General features: G+C 72.7%; 16 protein-coding genes. 7 read left to right on the forward strand and 9 right to left on the reverse strand.

All coding sequences use genetic code 11. The features are described 5' to 3' along the window. Positions 1 to 214: 214 nt before the first annotated feature. On the forward strand, positions 215 to 1,150 hold the full coding sequence (locus G3I53_RS00125) for an alpha/beta hydrolase (protein ID WP_164339158.1): 936 nt from the start codon (positions 215 to 217) through the stop codon (positions 1,148 to 1,150). A gap of 4 nt (positions 1,151 to 1,154) precedes the next feature. Here G3I53_RS00125 and G3I53_RS00130 read toward each other — a convergent pair whose 3' ends face one another. After that, positions 1,155 to 2,048, reverse strand: a complete 894-nt coding sequence (locus tag G3I53_RS00130) for an NYN domain-containing protein (protein ID WP_164339156.1) — start codon at positions 2,046 to 2,048, stop codon at positions 1,155 to 1,157. A gap of 233 nt (positions 2,049 to 2,281) precedes the next feature. Here G3I53_RS00130 and G3I53_RS33115 point away from each other — a divergent pair, with 233 nt between their 5' ends. Further along, a complete protein-coding gene (locus G3I53_RS33115) occupies positions 2,282 to 2,434 on the forward strand; it encodes a hypothetical protein (RefSeq protein WP_203592801.1) in 153 nt (50 codons plus the stop codon). 141 nt (positions 2,435 to 2,575) lie between these two features. Here G3I53_RS33115 and G3I53_RS00135 read toward each other — a convergent pair whose 3' ends face one another. From G3I53_RS00135 to G3I53_RS00150, 4 genes are all read right to left on the reverse strand, one after another. Beyond that, positions 2,576 to 3,181 carry a MarC family protein gene (locus tag G3I53_RS00135; RefSeq protein ID WP_164339154.1) on the reverse strand — a complete coding sequence of 202 codons (606 nt, stop codon included), beginning with the start codon at positions 3,179 to 3,181 and terminating at the stop codon, positions 2,576 to 2,578. A gap of 60 nt (positions 3,182 to 3,241) precedes the next feature. Next, positions 3,242 to 4,102: a PHP domain-containing protein gene (locus G3I53_RS00140; protein ID WP_164339152.1), complete on the reverse strand. Its 861-nt coding sequence runs from the start codon at positions 4,100 to 4,102 to the stop codon at positions 3,242 to 3,244. A gap of 222 nt (positions 4,103 to 4,324) precedes the next feature. Further along, positions 4,325 to 4,966, reverse strand: coding sequence for a DUF6758 family protein (locus tag G3I53_RS00145; RefSeq protein WP_164339150.1), 642 nt, complete (start codon positions 4,964 to 4,966; stop codon positions 4,325 to 4,327). A gap of 151 nt (positions 4,967 to 5,117) precedes the next feature. Continuing rightward, positions 5,118 to 5,702, reverse strand: a complete 585-nt coding sequence (locus tag G3I53_RS00150) for a suppressor of fused domain protein (protein ID WP_164339148.1) — start codon at positions 5,700 to 5,702, stop codon at positions 5,118 to 5,120. A 557-nt stretch (positions 5,703 to 6,259) separates the two neighbouring features. On the opposite strand from G3I53_RS00150, the gene G3I53_RS00155 reads away from it, so the two are divergent. Continuing rightward, positions 6,260 to 7,375, forward strand: coding sequence for a magnesium and cobalt transport protein CorA (locus G3I53_RS00155; protein WP_164339146.1), 1,116 nt, complete (start codon positions 6,260 to 6,262; stop codon positions 7,373 to 7,375). Positions 7,376 to 7,413: 38 nt separating this feature from the next. Beyond that, positions 7,414 to 7,923, forward strand: coding sequence for a hypothetical protein (locus tag G3I53_RS00160; protein WP_164437904.1), 510 nt, complete (start codon positions 7,414 to 7,416; stop codon positions 7,921 to 7,923). 4 nt (positions 7,924 to 7,927) lie between these two features. Here the strand turns inward: G3I53_RS00160 and G3I53_RS00165 are convergent, their stop codons facing one another. After that, entirely contained in the window at positions 7,928 to 8,707 is a 780-nt protein-coding gene (locus tag G3I53_RS00165) for a hypothetical protein (protein ID WP_164437905.1), read from the reverse strand. Positions 8,708 to 8,922: 215 nt separating this feature from the next. On the opposite strand from G3I53_RS00165, the gene G3I53_RS00170 reads away from it, so the two are divergent. Genes G3I53_RS00170 through G3I53_RS00180 form a run of 3 tightly spaced genes read left to right on the forward strand, consistent with a single transcriptional unit; the run spans position 8,923 to position 11,984 of the window. Then, positions 8,923 to 10,206 carry a CBS domain-containing protein gene (locus G3I53_RS00170; protein WP_164437906.1) on the forward strand — a complete coding sequence of 428 codons (1,284 nt, stop codon included), beginning with the start codon at positions 8,923 to 8,925 and terminating at the stop codon, positions 10,204 to 10,206. Continuing rightward, entirely contained in the window at positions 10,196 to 10,807 is a 612-nt protein-coding gene (locus G3I53_RS00175) for a DUF1003 domain-containing protein (RefSeq protein ID WP_164334533.1), read from the forward strand. Before G3I53_RS00170 ends, G3I53_RS00175 begins: the two co-directional genes overlap by 11 nt. Before the next feature lie 43 nt (positions 10,808 to 10,850). Beyond that, positions 10,851 to 11,984 (forward strand): Mrp/NBP35 family ATP-binding protein, encoded by a 1,134-nt coding sequence (locus G3I53_RS00180; protein ID WP_164334532.1) that lies wholly within the window; start codon positions 10,851 to 10,853, stop codon positions 11,982 to 11,984. Between the two features lie 105 nt (positions 11,985 to 12,089). On the opposite strand, the gene G3I53_RS00185 is transcribed toward G3I53_RS00180, so the two are convergent. The 3 genes from G3I53_RS00185 to G3I53_RS00195 form a co-directional block, all read right to left on the reverse strand. Continuing rightward, on the reverse strand, positions 12,090 to 12,767 hold the full coding sequence (locus G3I53_RS00185) for a hypothetical protein (protein WP_164334531.1): 678 nt from the start codon (positions 12,765 to 12,767) through the stop codon (positions 12,090 to 12,092). A gap of 239 nt (positions 12,768 to 13,006) precedes the next feature. Further along, positions 13,007 to 13,456: a sec-independent translocase gene (locus G3I53_RS00190; RefSeq protein ID WP_164334530.1), complete on the reverse strand. Its 450-nt coding sequence runs from the start codon at positions 13,454 to 13,456 to the stop codon at positions 13,007 to 13,009. A 151-nt stretch (positions 13,457 to 13,607) separates the two neighbouring features. Next, positions 13,608 to 14,875: trypsin-like peptidase domain-containing protein (locus tag G3I53_RS00195; RefSeq protein ID WP_239063427.1), on the reverse strand; the 1,268-nt coding region annotated here is incomplete at its 5' end.

A 14,875-nucleotide genomic window follows, 5' to 3' on the forward strand; every position in this document is an offset into this window, starting at 1 on the left:
GACCCGGAGCCGAGCACACCCGACGGCCCGGTCCCCCACAGCGGGGGGCCGGGCCGTCGGCGTTGTCCGGGCAGGGGACGGCCCGACCGGCCCCGGACATGCGCCGGGGCGGGGCCGGAGGGCTGATCCGGCGCCTGTCCGGGCAGGGGGCGACCTCGACGGATCCGGCCACGCGTCGCCGGGGGCGGGCCGGGCCGCCCGCTACCCTTCAGCCGTGACCAGTAGCCCCCTTCCCCCGCCCTCCGACTCCGCCCCGCCCGCCGCCGCGCGGGCCCGCCGGCTGGCCACCGCGCGCGGGGAGTTCGCCGTCGTCGACATGCCGTCGGACGACGGGGCCGAGCCGAAGGGCGTCGTCCTGATGCTGCCGGGGTTCACCGGGAGCAAGGAGGACTTCCGGCTGGTGCACGCACCCCTCGCGGCGCGCGGCTACCGGACCGTGGCCGTGGACGGGCGCGGCCAGTACGAGTCGGAGGGCCCGGACGACGAGGCGGCCTACGCCCAGACCGAGCTGGCCCGGGACGTCCTCGCCCAGGCCGAGGCGCTCGGCACGCCCGTGCACCTGGTGGGGCACTCCCTCGGGGGGCTGATCGCCCGGGCCGCCGTCCTGCTGGACGCCTCCCCGTTCCGCTCGCTCACGCTGATCGCGTCCGGCCCGGGACGCATCTCCGTCTCGCAGGAACAGCGGGTGAAGCTGCTGCGGGACGCGCTGGCGGTGATGTCGATGGAGCAGTGCTGGGAGGCCATCCTGGCCATGGGCCCGCCGGAGGAGGTCGGAGGTCCCGCGCGGGGCATCGGCGGCCAGGAGCAGCTCCGCCGTCGCTGGCTGGGCACCAGACCGGCCCAACTGCTGGCGACCGGGCGTCAGTTGCTGGCCGAGCCGGACCGGGTGGCCGAACTGGCGGCCGTGTCGCTGCCGTTCCACGTCCTGTCGGGCGCCCGGGACGACACCTGGCCGGTCCCGGACCTGGACGCCATGGCGGTACGGCTGCGGGCGCACCGCACGGTCGTCGCCGGGGCGGAGCACTCGCCCACGGTGGACCAGCCCCTGCCGACCGCCCGCGCCCTCGCCGCCTTCTGGGACACGCTCGCCGACGGTGACGGGGCCGGGTCCGGGGCCGGGTCCGGTGCCGGGGCCGGGCCCGGGCGCTGAGGGCCTAGTACTGCCCCCGCAGGTGGTCCCAGAAGCCGTCGCGCAGGGAGCGCCGCAGGTCGGCCTGGCCGCGCAGGGAGTACTGGAGCAGGCCCTCCGCCTCCACCAGCAGGTCCTGGTCCACGGAGCCGGGAAGGTAGGGGTGGCCGGGCAGGAGTTCGCCCAGCGCCTCCCGGCCGCGCGAACCCAGCCACTTGGCGGCGATCTGCGCGCCGACGAAGCGGACGTCCTCGCGGGTGGGCCGGCCCGTCGTGGGTTCGAGGGCGGCGACGGTGCGCCGGGAGACGTAGGGCTTGAAGAAGTCGAGGTCGAAGGTGCGCTGGCTGTCGACCTCCCAGAGCAGCGGCTCGGCCTGGTTGCGGCCCTCGGGCGCCTCGACGCCCCAGAGGTGGACCCGGGCCCCGTACCCCTGGGCGGCCTCGACGGCGGACACCAGGTCCTCGTCGCCGCCGAGCAGGGCGGCGTCGCTGATCGCGCGGTGCCGGGCCAGTGACTCCAGGTCGGAGCGGATCAGGGAGTCGACGCCTTTCTGCTGGTTGTTGGCGTTGAGGTTGCCGAGGCGGACTTTGACGTCCGGGAGTTCGGCGATGGACTGCTGCTCGGCCGTGTGGATGCGGCGCCGGGCGCCGTCGTACCAGTAGACGCGGAGCAGCCGGCTGTCCGCGAAGATGGTGCGGGCCCGGTCGATGAGCGCGTCGATGAGTCCGTCGGCGTCGAGGTCGAACGCCCGGCGGTCCTCCGTCCCGGCCACGAGCCGCCCCGCCGCCGCGTACAGATACCCGGCGTCGACGAAGATCGCGTGGGTGGAGGGCGTCTTCGCCACCTCGGCGAGCATGCGGTGCAGCAGCTCGTTCGTGCGGTCGATGCGGTCGGTCAGGTCCGCGAGGTCGTCGTTCATCACTTCCTATTGTCTCGACCGTCACGCTGCGAACACAACCGGTCCCGGTCGGTCTCATCCGAAACGTGTCCGCAGGATCGAGGTGATATTTAGACGATCGAACTTTTTCTTTAGCTAGGGAATATGTGTGCGGCGCAGAGGGTTGTTCCCAGGTGGAACGCGAGCCGTCCGCCCGCGGGCCAGCCATCGAGTAGTTCTCCTTCAGGAGGATGACCGGACGAAGGGAGAGGCCTTTGCGCTTCGAAATCATGCGACTCGACGACGTCGACGGCACGCCCGTGGACACGACCGTCGTGGACGCCGCGTCCGTCAACGGGATCGTTCAGCAGGCCGCCGCCATCGGGCAGCGTCTGTGGATCCGCCCGGCGGATACGCCAACGCCGTAACGCGCGAGCGGCCCCCGGGAGGGCCGTGACGCGGGGCTTCGCAGCCGCCCGGTCGCGGCGCAGCCGGCCGACGGCCCCCCGTACCCCACCTGACGACGTGGGTACGGGGGCTCCGTGCGTTCCCGGGCGGGCGCGGGAGGGTCAGCCGCCGCGGACGACCTGGGTGACGCCGTTGATGATCTGCTGCACGGCGATCGCGGAGAGCATCATGCCCGCGAGCCGGGTCACCAGGACCACACCGCCGTCCTTGATGATCCGGATGATCAGCAGCGAGTACCGCATCACGAACCAGAGCACGACGTGGATGGCCAGGATCGCCGCCCACACCGACACCTGCGCGGCGGTGCTGTCGGCCTTCTGCACCGCCAGGATGACGGAGACGATCGCACCCGGGCCGGCCAGCAGGGGCATGCCCAGCGGCACCAGGGCGACGTTGACGTCCTTGGTCTGCTGGGGTTCGTCGGTCTTGCCGGTGAGCAGGTCCAGGGCGATGAGCAGGAGCAGCAGCCCGCCCGCGATCATCAGCGCGGGCACGGAGACGTGCAGGTAGTCGAGGATCTGCTGTCCGACCAGCCCGAAGACGACGATGACGCCGCCGGCCACGCAGACGGCCTGGAAGGCCATCCGCTTCTGCACCTTGCCGGTACGGCCCGCGGTCAGCGCGAGGAAGATCGGGGTGATCCCGGGGGGATCCATGATGACGAACAGGGTGAGGAAGAGGGAGCCGAAGACGGCGACGTCGAACATGACTGCCTTGCTGGGGTGAACGAACGAGAAGGGTGGACGAACGAGGGGACGCGGGACGCGTCAGCGGGCCCCGCCGGCCCCCGGCACGGGGAAGGCGCCGGTCGCGCGCCGGGTGATCTCGCCGTACACCTCGGGGTCCGTCATGAACTCACCGAGGACGCAGGTCTTCCGGCTGCCGTGGTAGTCGCTGGAGCCCGTCACCAGGAGCCCCAGCTCCTGGGCGAGGCCGCGCAGCCGGGCCCGGGTGTCGGGGTCGTGGTCCATGTGGTCGACCTCGATGCCGTCCAGGCCCGCCTCGGCCAGCTCGGCGATGGCGGCCTCCGGGACGGTCCGGCCCCGCTTGCTCGCGGCCGGGTGCGCGAACACGGCGACCCCGCCCGCGCCCTTGACCAGGCGCAGCGCCTCGAAGGGGTCCGTCTCGTGCTTCTGCATGTGGGCCCGGCCGCCGTCGGCGAGCCAGTCCAGGGTGAAGGCGTCGTTCACGGTCGGCACCACGCCCAGTTCGACGAGGGCCGTGGCGATGTGCGGGCGGCCGACCGAGCCGTCCCCGGCGATGCGCCGGACCTGCTCCCACGTGACGGGCACGCCCAGCCCGTTCAGCTTGGCGATCATGCCCTGGGCCCGGGGCACCCGGTCGTCGCGGACCAGCTCGCGCTCGGCGAGCAGGCGCGGCTCCTCGGGGTCGAACAGGTAGGCGAGCATGTGCATGCTCACGCCGTCGAGGCGGCAGGACAGTTCGGCGCCGGTGACCAGGGTCAGCCCCTCGGGCAGCGCGGCCAGGGCCTCGGCGTGGCCGCGGGTGGTGTCGTGGTCGGTCAGCGCGATGACGTCCAGGCCGACGGCGGCGGCCTTGCGGACGAGGTCCGCCGGGCTGTCCGTGCCGTCGGACGCGGTGGAGTGGGTGTGCAGGTCGATGCGCACGACGCGTACTCCAAGCGGTGACGGACGGATGGGGACGCTCCAGGATAACCGGAATCCGCAGCGCCCCTGTCACAGCTGAACCAGGTCGGCGCCCCCTACAGCGGACCGACGGCACACGGCTCCGGCCGGTCACCGGCCGGTCACCGGCCGCACACCGAGCGGCACCGGCGGGGTGACGGCTGCCGTGGGCCCGGCGTGATCCGAACCAGCGGCCCTGGGGCCCTAGGTCTGCAGCAGGCGCGGGGAGAGCGCCCCGCAGGGCACCAGTTCCACCTCGGCCCCGGCGTCGCGCAGGTCGGCGAGGACCAGCTCGTCGTACATCAGCAGGCCCGACTGCTCCGGCCAGACGACCGCCCACAGCCACAGGCCGAGGGCCTCGCCCGCGAAGACCGCCCGGTCGTCCGGCGTCTTGCTGACGTGCCACAGGGGGGTGGGGCGTCCGGCGGCCAGCACCTTGGTCTGGGCGGGTTTCTCGACGTTGAGGTACGGCCCCGGGTCCGGGCCGTCGATGCCGGCGTAGCGCGCCCCGAGGCCCACGCCGAGTTCCTCCGCCACGAGGACGAGTTCCCCCATGCCCCCGAGCGGCCCGGGTCCGGTGCAGGCGACGGCGGTGGCACGGCCGCCGCTGCGGTCGTCACCCGCGCAGGCGACGCCGGTGAACAGCCAGCCCACGGGCAGCGGCCACGGCATCCACACCGGCACCTTGGTGCGGTGGACGACGACGTTGAGTGCCTCGACGCTCGGCGGTATCACGGGCTGGAGCGGGTGCACGGTGCCGTGCACGTCGCACTGCCACGCATCGGAGAAGAGGCCGGGAGCCCTGACCCGGCCACCACACTTCGGGCAACTGGGTTCGCCCCTCATAGGGCCCCACGGTCCTACCCCTTCCGCGTCCCGTCAAGGACGATCACCCGTCCGGAGGGAACCGGGTCGTCCGGCATGCGTCGGGAGGGGAGCATCACCGGGGGCAACTCCACGGACCGGCAGGCCCGTTGGTGAGGTTGCTCACGGTGGCTCAGGTCAGCGCGACGGAGGCGCGGCGCGGGTCGCGCAGGTCGGTGCCCCGTTCCAGCCAGCGTTCCTGGAGGGCCTGGGCGCCGTGCACGCGCTTCCACGCGGCCTCGTTGGGCGTCATGGGCAGCAGCGGCAGGAACCGCACCGGGTCGAGGGGCTCGTCGAGCTCCAGGTCCTCCACCAGGCCGCCCGGCTCGGCGACGAGCACCGAGGTGAACGGCGCGCCCGGCCACAGCGGTCCGCCGACGTCGAGCGAGGCGCCCGGCGCCACCACCACGCCCTCGACCTGCGGAGACGCGGCGAGCACGGCGAGCGGGCGGAGCACCTTGTCGGTGTCGGCGAGGCCGGCCCGCACGGACAGCACCAGCTCCGTGCGCGGCCCCCTGACGGGGTCGGCGACCACCGCGGTGGGGTCGGTCATCGGCTGGGCGGACATGCCGAGGGTGGCGTACCGCACGATGTCGCCCTCCTGGAAGCGCAGCACCTCGATGCGGTCCGTGCCCAGGAAGGTGACCGCGGCGCGCGCGTCCGGCTCGCCCAGCGCCGAACGCAACCGGGCCTCGACCAGAGGAAGAACATCTGCCATGCGCCGAGCATAGAACTCGCCAGTACCGGGCAAAGCCGCGCCTTGACATGACGGCCTGCTGCTACATTGGGCCGTGCTTCGGGACAGCGCACAGCAGTGCGTCCGCCCGGGCCCCCCGGGCTGCGGCGGCGCCGTGATCGCGTCCCGGCACCGAAGTGACACATCCCCCGTACGCGGGGGTATCCCCACGGGGATGGTGAATCGTCCCTCACGAGGGACCGGCCGGAGGAGGTGGTGCTGGCATGGACCGAAGTCGACCGTGCAGTATCGCCCGCTCTTCCGCCTTCTGACGTCTTTCGTCTGTTCCTGGTGCGCCACCTCTCGTATGTGCGTCCCCACCGGAAGAGCGCTTCGTTTCGTTCTGCCTGATCTGCCCCAGTAGCTGTATCAGCGACGAAGCCCGCCACCACGACGGTGCGGTGCTCCCCGCTTTGTGGACGTGCCAAACATCCTTCCCCGCCCGTCCGGGAGGGAATCCTGGTCAGGACGTCCTCATTCCGGGAGGTTCCACCCGTCGTACCGGCGCCTTTCGTTGCCCGCTCGCGAAGGAGCCCGCCATGTCGATGATCCGCGACCTGCGCGCCGTGGTCCGTCCCTCCCGTGTCTCGCTGCGGAAGGAGAGCAGCGCCTACGACACCACCCGCGACCACGGCTCGGTGACCGCCGTGGTCGACTGCGCCGTGTACCGCGACGGCCGCCGGCTGACGACCGAGGGACCGCTGGACCCGCAGGAGGCCATGCGGCTGGTGCGCCGCGACGGCGGCTTCGTGTGGATCGGCCTGCACGAGCCGACGGAGGCCGAATTCGCGGGGATCGCCCGGGAGTTCGGACTGCACCCGCTGGCCGTGGAGGACGCCGTCCAGGCCCATCAGCGGCCCAAGCTGGAGCGCTACGACGACTCCCTCTTCACGGTCTTCAAGACCATCCACTACCTCGACCACGACCGGCTCACCTCCAGCAGCGAGGTGGTGGAGACCGGCGAGGTCATGTGCTTCACCGGCCGGGACTTCCTCATCACCGTCCGGCACGGCGGGCAGGGCTCCCTGCGGGCCCTGCGGCACCGGCTGCAGGAGGACCCCGAGCTGCTGGCCAAGGGGCCCTCGGCCGTGCTGCACGCCATCGCCGACCACGTCGTCGACGGCTACATCGCGGTCGCCGACGCGGTGCAGGACGACATCGACGAGGTCGAGACGGAGGTGTTCTCGCCGGGCCGCAAGGGCACCCCGCGCGGCACGGACGCCGGGCGGATCTACCAACTCAAGCGCGAGGTGCTGGAGTTCAAGCGGGCCGTGTCGCCGCTGCTGCGGCCCATGCAGCTGCTCAGCGAGCGGCCGATGCGGCTGATCGACCCGGAGATCCAGAAGTACTTCCGGGACGTGGCCGACCACGTGGCCCGGGTCCAGGAACAGGTCATCGGCTTCGACGAGCTGCTGAACTCCATCCTCCAGGCGAACCTCGCGCAGGCGTCCGTGGCGCAGAACGAGGACATGCGCAAGATCACCTCGTGGGCCGCGATCATCGCCGTGCCGACGATGGTCTGCGGGGTGTACGGGATGAACTTCGAGTACATGCCGGAGACCGACTGGAAGTACGGCTACCCCATCGTCCTGTCCGTCACGGTGGCGATCTGTCTGGGCATCCACCGCACGCTGAAGCGCAACGGCTGGCTGTGAGCACGGCCGGCTGTGAGCAGGCTGGATAGGCTGGGCTCATGACAAGCGAGCTGCTCGACAGGGCCCTCATCGAGGAGGCCACGAAGAAGTCCGGCCTCGTCTGGGTCGAGGGGTCCACCGGTGCCGCCCGCGCGCTGTGGCACGTCTGGCACGATGGAGCCGCGTGCGTGGTGGGCGACGGACCGGGTGAGCAGCCGCTGCCGGGCCTGGCGGACGGCGCCCGCGCGCAGGTCACCGTCCGCAGCAAGGACAAGGGGGGCCGGCTGGTCTCCTGGACGGCGACGGTGGTGGAGCTGGCGGCCGGTTCCGAGGCGTGGACGGCGGCGGTCGCCGAGCTGAAGGGCAAGCGGCTGAACGCGCCCGACGGCGAGGCGGTGCCGGAGCGCTGGGCGCGCGAGTGCCGGGTGCTGCGGCTGGAGCCGACCGGTGCGACCGCCCCGCTGCCCGAGGGCTCGCTGGCCGCGCCGCCGCGTCCGACACCGGCCACCACCCGGCGCCCGGCCCCCGCGGGCCTGCCCCGGCTGCTGGCGCGCCGCAGACGCCGCTGAGGCGTCACGACGAGGGCAGCTGCTTGCCGTAGTCGAGGGTCTCGCCCTTGGCGGGCTTCTTCAGGGGGAAATCGGTTCCCCACGCCGAGAAGCTGATCGTGCCGGCCTTGCCCGCCCGCTCCAGGCGCAGCGGGTACGGCGTGCCCTCCAGGGAGACGTCCAGGGTGCCGCCCGCGCCGTCGTCGCCGGTGATGCGGATCGTGCGCACGCCGTCCTGCTCGTGGTGGCCGTCCGTGGCCAGCTTTCCGTGCAGGGTCAGCAGACCGTCGAGGAGGACGTCCTTGTCCGTGAAACCGCTGAACTTCTTGTACGCGGGGTCGCCCTGCGGCACCTTCACGTACTTCGCGGCCAGCTTCTCCGCCGCCGCCGCGTCGGCCGCGGAGCCGCCCTTGCCGTCGCCGTCCTCGTCCCCGGTGCCCGCATGACCCCAGAACTCCGCGCCCGCCTTCAGGAACAGCTCGTCGTCGATGCGCAGCAGGCGGAACGTCTGTCCGCCGGAGCTGACCGACCCGATGCCGCCCTCGGTCTTGAGCCGCATGTCGAGCGTGTAGCTGCGCCCGCTGCTGACGACCGTGCCGTGCAGCCGGACGGTGTCGACGGACTCGGCGGCCTTGCGGGTCCGGCTCTGGATCTGCTCGGCGGACAGCTTGCCGACCCCGTTGGTGCCCTCGTTCGGGTCCTCGGCGCATCCCGTCAGCGCCGTCCCGGTGACCAGCAGCGCGCACACGGCGCCCGCCAGCACGGCACTGCGACGGCGGGGACGGCCCGGGGAGATCGGAGTCACAGGTGCGGCTGCCTCTCGGACGGGGACCTGAACGGCGTACCGCAGAGTACCGGGGGCAGGGGAGACGGGTGGAGCCAGTCCGTCCGGACCGGTCCCCGGAGCACCACCGATCGGGACGGGCTAGCCTGAAGCCCACCCGAGCGGGCCATTCGGACAGCGAACGCAGCAGGCAGTACCCGACCACGGACCACCCCGCACGCAAAGGAGCCGCCGCCATGGCAGCGGGCGCCCCCCGGATCTTCGTCTCGCACCTCTCCGGCGTCGCCGTGTTCGACCCGAACGGCGACCAGGTGGGGCGCGTGCGCGATCTGGTCGTCATGCTGCGGGTCGGCCGGCGCCCTCCCAGGCTGCTCGGCCTGGTGGTCGAACTGCCCACCCGGCGCCGCATCTTCCTGCCCATGACCCGGGTGACCGCCGTGCAGTCCGGGCAGGTCATCTCCACCGGGGTGCTCAACGTCCGCCGGTTCGAGCAGCGGCCCACCGAGCGGCTGGTCTTCGGCGAACTCCTGGACCGCAGGGTCACCCTGGTGGACAGCGGCGAGGAGGTCACCGTCCTCGACCTGTCGGTGCACCAGCTGCCCTCCCGGCGGGAGTGGGAGGTCGACCGGGTCTTCGTCCGCAAGGGACGCAAGGGCGGCGCGTTCCGGCGCAGCAAGGGCGAGACGCTGACCGTGGAGTGGTCCGCGGTGACCGGCTTCTCCCTGGAGGAGCACGGCCAGGGCGCCGAGAACCTGCTCGCCACCTTCGAGCAGCTGCGCCCCGCCGACCTGGCCAACGTCCTGCACCACCTCTCCCCCAAGCGCCGGGCGGAGGTCGCCGCGGCTCTCGACGACGACCGGCTCGCCGACGTGCTGGAGGAGCTGCCGGAGGACGACCAGATCGAGATCCTCGGCAAGCTGAAGGAGGAGCGGGCCGCCGACGTGCTGGAGGCGATGGACCCCGACGACGCCGCCGACCTGCTCGGGGAGCTGCCCGAGGACGAGCAGGAGCGGCTGCTGAGCCTGATGCAGCCCGGCGACGCGGCCGACATGCGGCGTCTGATGGCGTACGAGGAGCACACGGCGGGCGGTCTGATGACGACCGAGCCGATCGTGCTGCGGCCGGACGCGACGGTCGCGGACGCGCTGGCCCGGATCCGCAACCCCGACCTGTCCCCGGCGCACGCCGCCCAGGTGTACGTGTGCCGGCCGCCGGAGGAGACACCGACCGGCAAGTACCTGGGCACGGTGCACTTCCAGCGGCTGCTGCGGGACCCGCCGTTCACGCTGGTCGGCTCGATGATCGACGACGATCTGCAGCCCCTGGAGCCGGACGCGGCGCTGCCGCTGGTCGCCGGGTTCTTCGCCACGTACGACATGGTGGCGGCGCCCGTGGTCGACGAGGCGGGCTCGCTGCTGGGCGCGGTGACGGTGGACGACGTGCTGGACCACATGCTGCCCGACGACTGGCGCGAGACCGAGTTCCACCTCGGGGACGGGGTGGTGACCGATGGGTCCTGAGCGTGACGGCCTGCGCGAACGCCTGCCGTCCGGGGCCACCGCCGCCGGGCGGCGGCCCCGGGCACCGCGTCTGGACCAGCCGCGGCCGCCGCGGCGCCGGATCCTGCCGGAGTGGGACCCGGAGGCGTTCGGGCGGCTGTCGGAGCGGATCGCGCGCTTCCTGGGCACCGGGCGGTTCATCGTCTGGATGACGGTCGTCATCGTCGTGTGGGTGGTGTGGAACGTGTCGGCGCCGCGCGAGCTGCGTTTCGACGAGTACCCGTTCATCTTCCTGACCCTGGTGCTGTCCCTCCAGGCGTCCTACGCGGCCCCGCTGATCCTGCTCGCGCAGAACCGGCAGGACGACCGTGACCGGGTCAACCTGGAGCAGGACCGCAAGCAGGGCGAGCGGTCGATCGCGGACACCGAGTACCTGACCCGGGAGGTCGCCGCGCTGCGGATCGGGCTGGGCGAGGTGGCCACCCGCGACTGGATCCGCTCGGAACTGCAGGACCTGGTGAAGGAACTCGACGAGCGGCGCGGCAACGGCCACCGCGAACACGGCGCGGTTCCGGCACTCCGGGCGGAACGGCCGCCCCGACGTGACGCAGACGACCGCTGACGGGCTTACCGGCCGGTGTACCCGGCGCCGTACCATCGTCGGTATGGCTACGGAAGACGCGGTGCGTGAGGCACTGGCGACGGTGAACGACCCCGAGATCAACCGGCCCATCACCGAACTGGGGATGGTCAAATCGGTGGAGATCGGTCCGGACGGGCGGGTCGCGGTCACCGTGTACCTGACCATTTCCGGCTGCCCCATGCGGGACACCATCACGCAGCGCGTGACGGACGCGGTGGCGGCGGTGGAGGGTGTCACGGCGGTCGACGTCACGCTGGACGTCATGAGCGACGAGCAGCGCAAGGAGCTGGCGGCGGCCCTGCGCGGCGGCCAGACCGAGCGCGAGGTGCCGTTCGCCAAACCGGGCAGCCTGACCCGCGTCTACGCCGTCGCCTCCGGCAAGGGCGGCGTGGGCAAGTCGTCGGTGACGGTGAACCTGGCGGCGGCGATGGCCGCCGACGGGCTGAAGGTCGGGGTCGTGGACGCCGACATCTACGGCCACTCGGTGCCGCGGATGCTGGGCGCCGACGGGCGGCCCACCCAGGTCGAGAACATGATCATGCCGCCGTCGGCGAACGGCGTGAAGGTCATCTCGATCGGCATGTTCACCCCGGGCAACGCGCCGGTCGTCTGGCGCGGCCCGATGCTGCACCGCGCGCTGCAGCAGTTCCTCGCCGACGTGTTCTGGGGCGACCTGGACGTGCTGCTGCTGGACCTGCCGCCCGGCACCGGCGACATCGCGATCTCCGTGGCGCAGCTGGTCCCGAACGCCGAGATCCTCGTCGTGACCACGCCCCAGCAGGCGGCGGCCGAGGTGGCCGAGCGGGCGGGCTCCATCGCGGTGCAGACCCACCAGAAGATCGTCGGCGTGGTCGAGAACATGTCCGGCCTGCCGTGCCCGCACTGCGGTGAGATGGTCGACGTCTTCGGCACCGGCGGCGGCCAGTCGGTGGCCGACGGCCTGACCCGGACCACCGGCACCAGCGTCCCGGTGCTCGGCGCCATCCCGATCGACGTCCGGCTGCGCGAGGGCGGCGACGAGGGCCGGCCCGTGGTGCTGACCGACCCGGACTCCCCGGCGGGGTCGGCGCTCCGCTCGATCGCCGGCAAGCTGGGCGGGCGGCAGCGGGGCCTGGCGGGGCTGTCGCTGGGGATCACGCCCCGCAACAAGTTCTAGCGCGGTCCGCGGGGCCGGGAGACCGGCGCACCGTGGCCCGTCATCGGGGGCGCCGTCCGGCCGGACGGCGCCTCTCGCCGTGGTCGGCCCGCGGTGGCGGCGACGTCAGCCCGCGTAGGCGGCGACGTCCTTGACCGCGGCGAAGCCGAGGCCGTACGCGCTCATGCCGCGGCCGTACGCGCCCACGTGGACGCCGGCCTGGGTGGAGCCGGCCAGCACCCAGCCGAACTCGGACTCCCGGTAGTGGAACGGCGTCGGCACCCCGTCCACGGGGAGGGACAGCGTCGACCAGTCCTCCCCCTCCAGGTCGTCGGCCAGCGCCCAGGCGGTCTCCGTCTGCTGCTCCAGCCAGTTGTCCCGCAGCGAGTGGTCCATCTGGCCGGGCCAGGTGAAGGACAGCAGTCCGACACCGGCGAGCCAGGCCGCGGAGGAGACCGAGGTGGCCTCCAGCAGACCGGTGCCGTCGGCGCTGCGGCGCACCGGGTTGGCGGCCACGGTCACGACGACCGCGAACTTCTCCCGGGCGTCCTGGTCGGGGCCCGCCACGTACTCGCTGCGCACCGACGGTTCGTCGCCGTGCCCGATCGACCCGTGCTCGACGGCGCCGTCGGCCGCCGTGCCCACCTGCATCAGCCAGCGGCGGCCCGTGAAGGCCTCGTCCAGCCCGTACCAGGGGAAGGACGCGCGCAGATAGTCGTCGGCCGTACGCCGGGCGGAGGTGGCCGGTGGTGGTCCACTCTCCGCGGCCGGCGCCTGCGCGACGGCCTGACTCGTCGTCTCCATTGCCCGGACGCCTCCTCGCTCTCGTCGGTCCGGGGCGGCCCGCCCCCCTTCGGGCGCACTCGTCCGGTCCGCGCAACAACTGGGGCAGCATAGCCACCCCGCCGCCGCGGACCGGGAAAGCGCCCGGCGCGTGGGCCGCGTCGACGACCGGATCACGTCGTGCGCAGCTCGGGTGGAGTATGAAACGCGTCACGTGCGCCGGGGCGTACGCCCCCAGGCCGCGACCGGGCGGGGCCGGCTCAGGTGGCGTCGGCGTCGAAGGGCGGGCGGTCGTCGGCGGCCGGAGCGGGCTTCTTGGCCATGTCCACGCGGCCCGACGAGCCGCCGGAGGGGGCGGGCGCCGACGGGGACGCGGACGCCTCCTGCTCGCGGCCCTGGACGGCGTCGGAGACCTCGGCCATCTCCTTCTTCAGGTCGAAGGTGTTGCGGATCTCCTTGAGCCCCAGGTCCTCGTTGTCCAGCTGCTTGCGGAGATAGGTCTTGGGGTTGAGGTCCTCGAACTCGAAGTCCTTGAACTCCGGGCCGAGTTCCTCGCGGATGTCCTGCTTGGCGCTCTCCGAGAACTCGCGGATCTTGCGGATCGTGCGCGTCACGTCCTGGATGACCTTGGGGAGCTTGTCCGGGCCGAACACGAGCACGGCGAGGATGATGAGCGTCACCAGCTCGAGCGCACCTATGTCATTGAACACCTGAAGCTCCTTGCGATGCCTTCGGTCCGCGGCCCTCGGTGGTCGTCGTGGTCTTCCGTGGTCCGGGCCGCGTCCACGGTACCCGGCCGCCCCCGCCCTCCGGTACCGTCCCGGCGCCCGCGCGTGCGGACGGGCGCCGGGGTTCGCCCGCTCAGCGGCCGTCGGAGGAGCCGAGGACCAGGGAGACGGTCCGCTCCTCGCCGTCCCGCTCCAGGGTGAGCTCCAGCCGGTCCCCGGGGCGGTGCGCGCGTGTCTTGACGATGAGTTCCTCACCGGAGTGGACGCGCTGGCCGTTCACCTCGGTGATGACGTCGCCCGCCTCGATGCCCGCCTTGTCGCCGGGTCCGTCGGTGACGACCGGGGGCCCGCCGTCGGTGCCCTTCGCGCCGACCCGGGCGCCGTCGCCGGAGAACTCCATGTCCAGGGTGATGCCGATCACCGGGTGGGTGGCCTTCCCGGTGGCGATCAGTTCCTCGGCGACGCGCTTGCCCTGGTTGATCGGGATGGCGAAGCCGAGACCTATCGACCCGGCCTGGCCGCCGTCGAGTTCGCTGCCGGAACCGGCGGACCGGATGGCCGAGTTGATGCCGATCACCCGCGCCTTCGCGTCGAGCAGGGGGCCGCCGGAGTTGCCCGGGTTGATCGGCGCGTCCGTCTGGAGCGCGTCGACGTAGGACACGTCGCTGCCGTCACCCTTCTCCCCGCCGGCCGTGATGGGCCGCTCCCGGGCGCTGATGATGCCGGAGGTGACGGTGCCGGCCAGGTCGAAGGGGGCTCCGATGGCGACGACGGGGTCGCCGACCTGCACGTTGTCGGAGTTGCCGAGGGGCAGCGGGGTGAGTCCGCTGACGCCCTTGACCTTCACCACGGCCAGGTCGTAGCCGCTGTCCCGGCCGATGACGGTGGCCTCGGCGGTGTCGCCGCTGTGGAAGGTCACGGTGATCTCGCCGCCGCCCCCTGCGGGCTCCACGACGTGGTTGTTGGTGAGGATGTGGCCGCGGGTGTCGAGCACGAACCCGGTGCCGGTGCCCGCCTCGCTCGTGCCGCTGGCGTGCAGGGTGACGACGCTGGGCAGGGCCCGGGAGGCGATCCCGGCGACGCTGTCCGGGTCGCGGTCGGCGGCCTCCTTGCCGGCCTGCGGCAGCTCCACGCCGCCCACACCGCCGTTGCGCTCCAGGTAGGCCCCGACGAGACCGCCGACGACACCGCACAGCAGCCCGAAGACGATCACGGCGACGAGAATGATGCGCGCGCGCAGCTTGCGGCGCCCCCGCTCGGTGTCCTCGGCCGGGCCGCTCACCTGGAGCGGCGCACTCGCCGCGGAGGCGGCCCAGGGGTCGTAGCGGCCCCAGGGGTCGGCGGCGGGGGCGGGCGGTGCCGCCTCCTGACCGGACGCGGGGTGCGCGGGCATGCCGGGCG

Origin of the sequence: Streptomyces sp. SID14436, from assembly GCF_010548465.1 — a bacterium.
Taxonomy (GTDB): domain Bacteria; phylum Actinomycetota; class Actinomycetes; order Streptomycetales; family Streptomycetaceae; genus Streptomyces.

Bases quoted from the DNA above. Each gene is read 5' to 3' on its own strand.
- G3I53_RS00180 (WP_164334532.1), top strand. From the start codon at position 10,851: ATGGCTACGGAAGACGCGGTGCGTGAGGCACTGGCGACGGTGAACGAC.
- G3I53_RS00145 (WP_164339150.1), bottom strand. From the start codon at position 4,966: ATGAGGGGCGAACCCAGTTGCCCGAAGTGTGGTGGCCGGGTCAGGGCT.
- G3I53_RS00160 (WP_164437904.1), top strand. From the start codon at position 7,414: ATGACAAGCGAGCTGCTCGACAGGGCCCTCATCGAGGAGGCCACGAAG.
- G3I53_RS00135 (WP_164339154.1), bottom strand. From the start codon at position 3,181: ATGTTCGACGTCGCCGTCTTCGGCTCCCTCTTCCTCACCCTGTTCGTC.
- G3I53_RS00130 (WP_164339156.1), bottom strand. From the start codon at position 2,048: ATGAACGACGACCTCGCGGACCTGACCGACCGCATCGACCGCACGAAC.
- G3I53_RS00155 (WP_164339146.1), top strand. From the start codon at position 6,260: ATGTCGATGATCCGCGACCTGCGCGCCGTGGTCCGTCCCTCCCGTGTC.
- G3I53_RS00170 (WP_164437906.1), top strand. From the start codon at position 8,923: ATGGCAGCGGGCGCCCCCCGGATCTTCGTCTCGCACCTCTCCGGCGTC.
- G3I53_RS00185 (WP_164334531.1), bottom strand. From the start codon at position 12,767: ATGGAGACGACGAGTCAGGCCGTCGCGCAGGCGCCGGCCGCGGAGAGT.
- G3I53_RS00175 (WP_164334533.1), top strand. From the start codon at position 10,196: ATGGGTCCTGAGCGTGACGGCCTGCGCGAACGCCTGCCGTCCGGGGCC.
- G3I53_RS00150 (WP_164339148.1), bottom strand. From the start codon at position 5,702: ATGGCAGATGTTCTTCCTCTGGTCGAGGCCCGGTTGCGTTCGGCGCTG.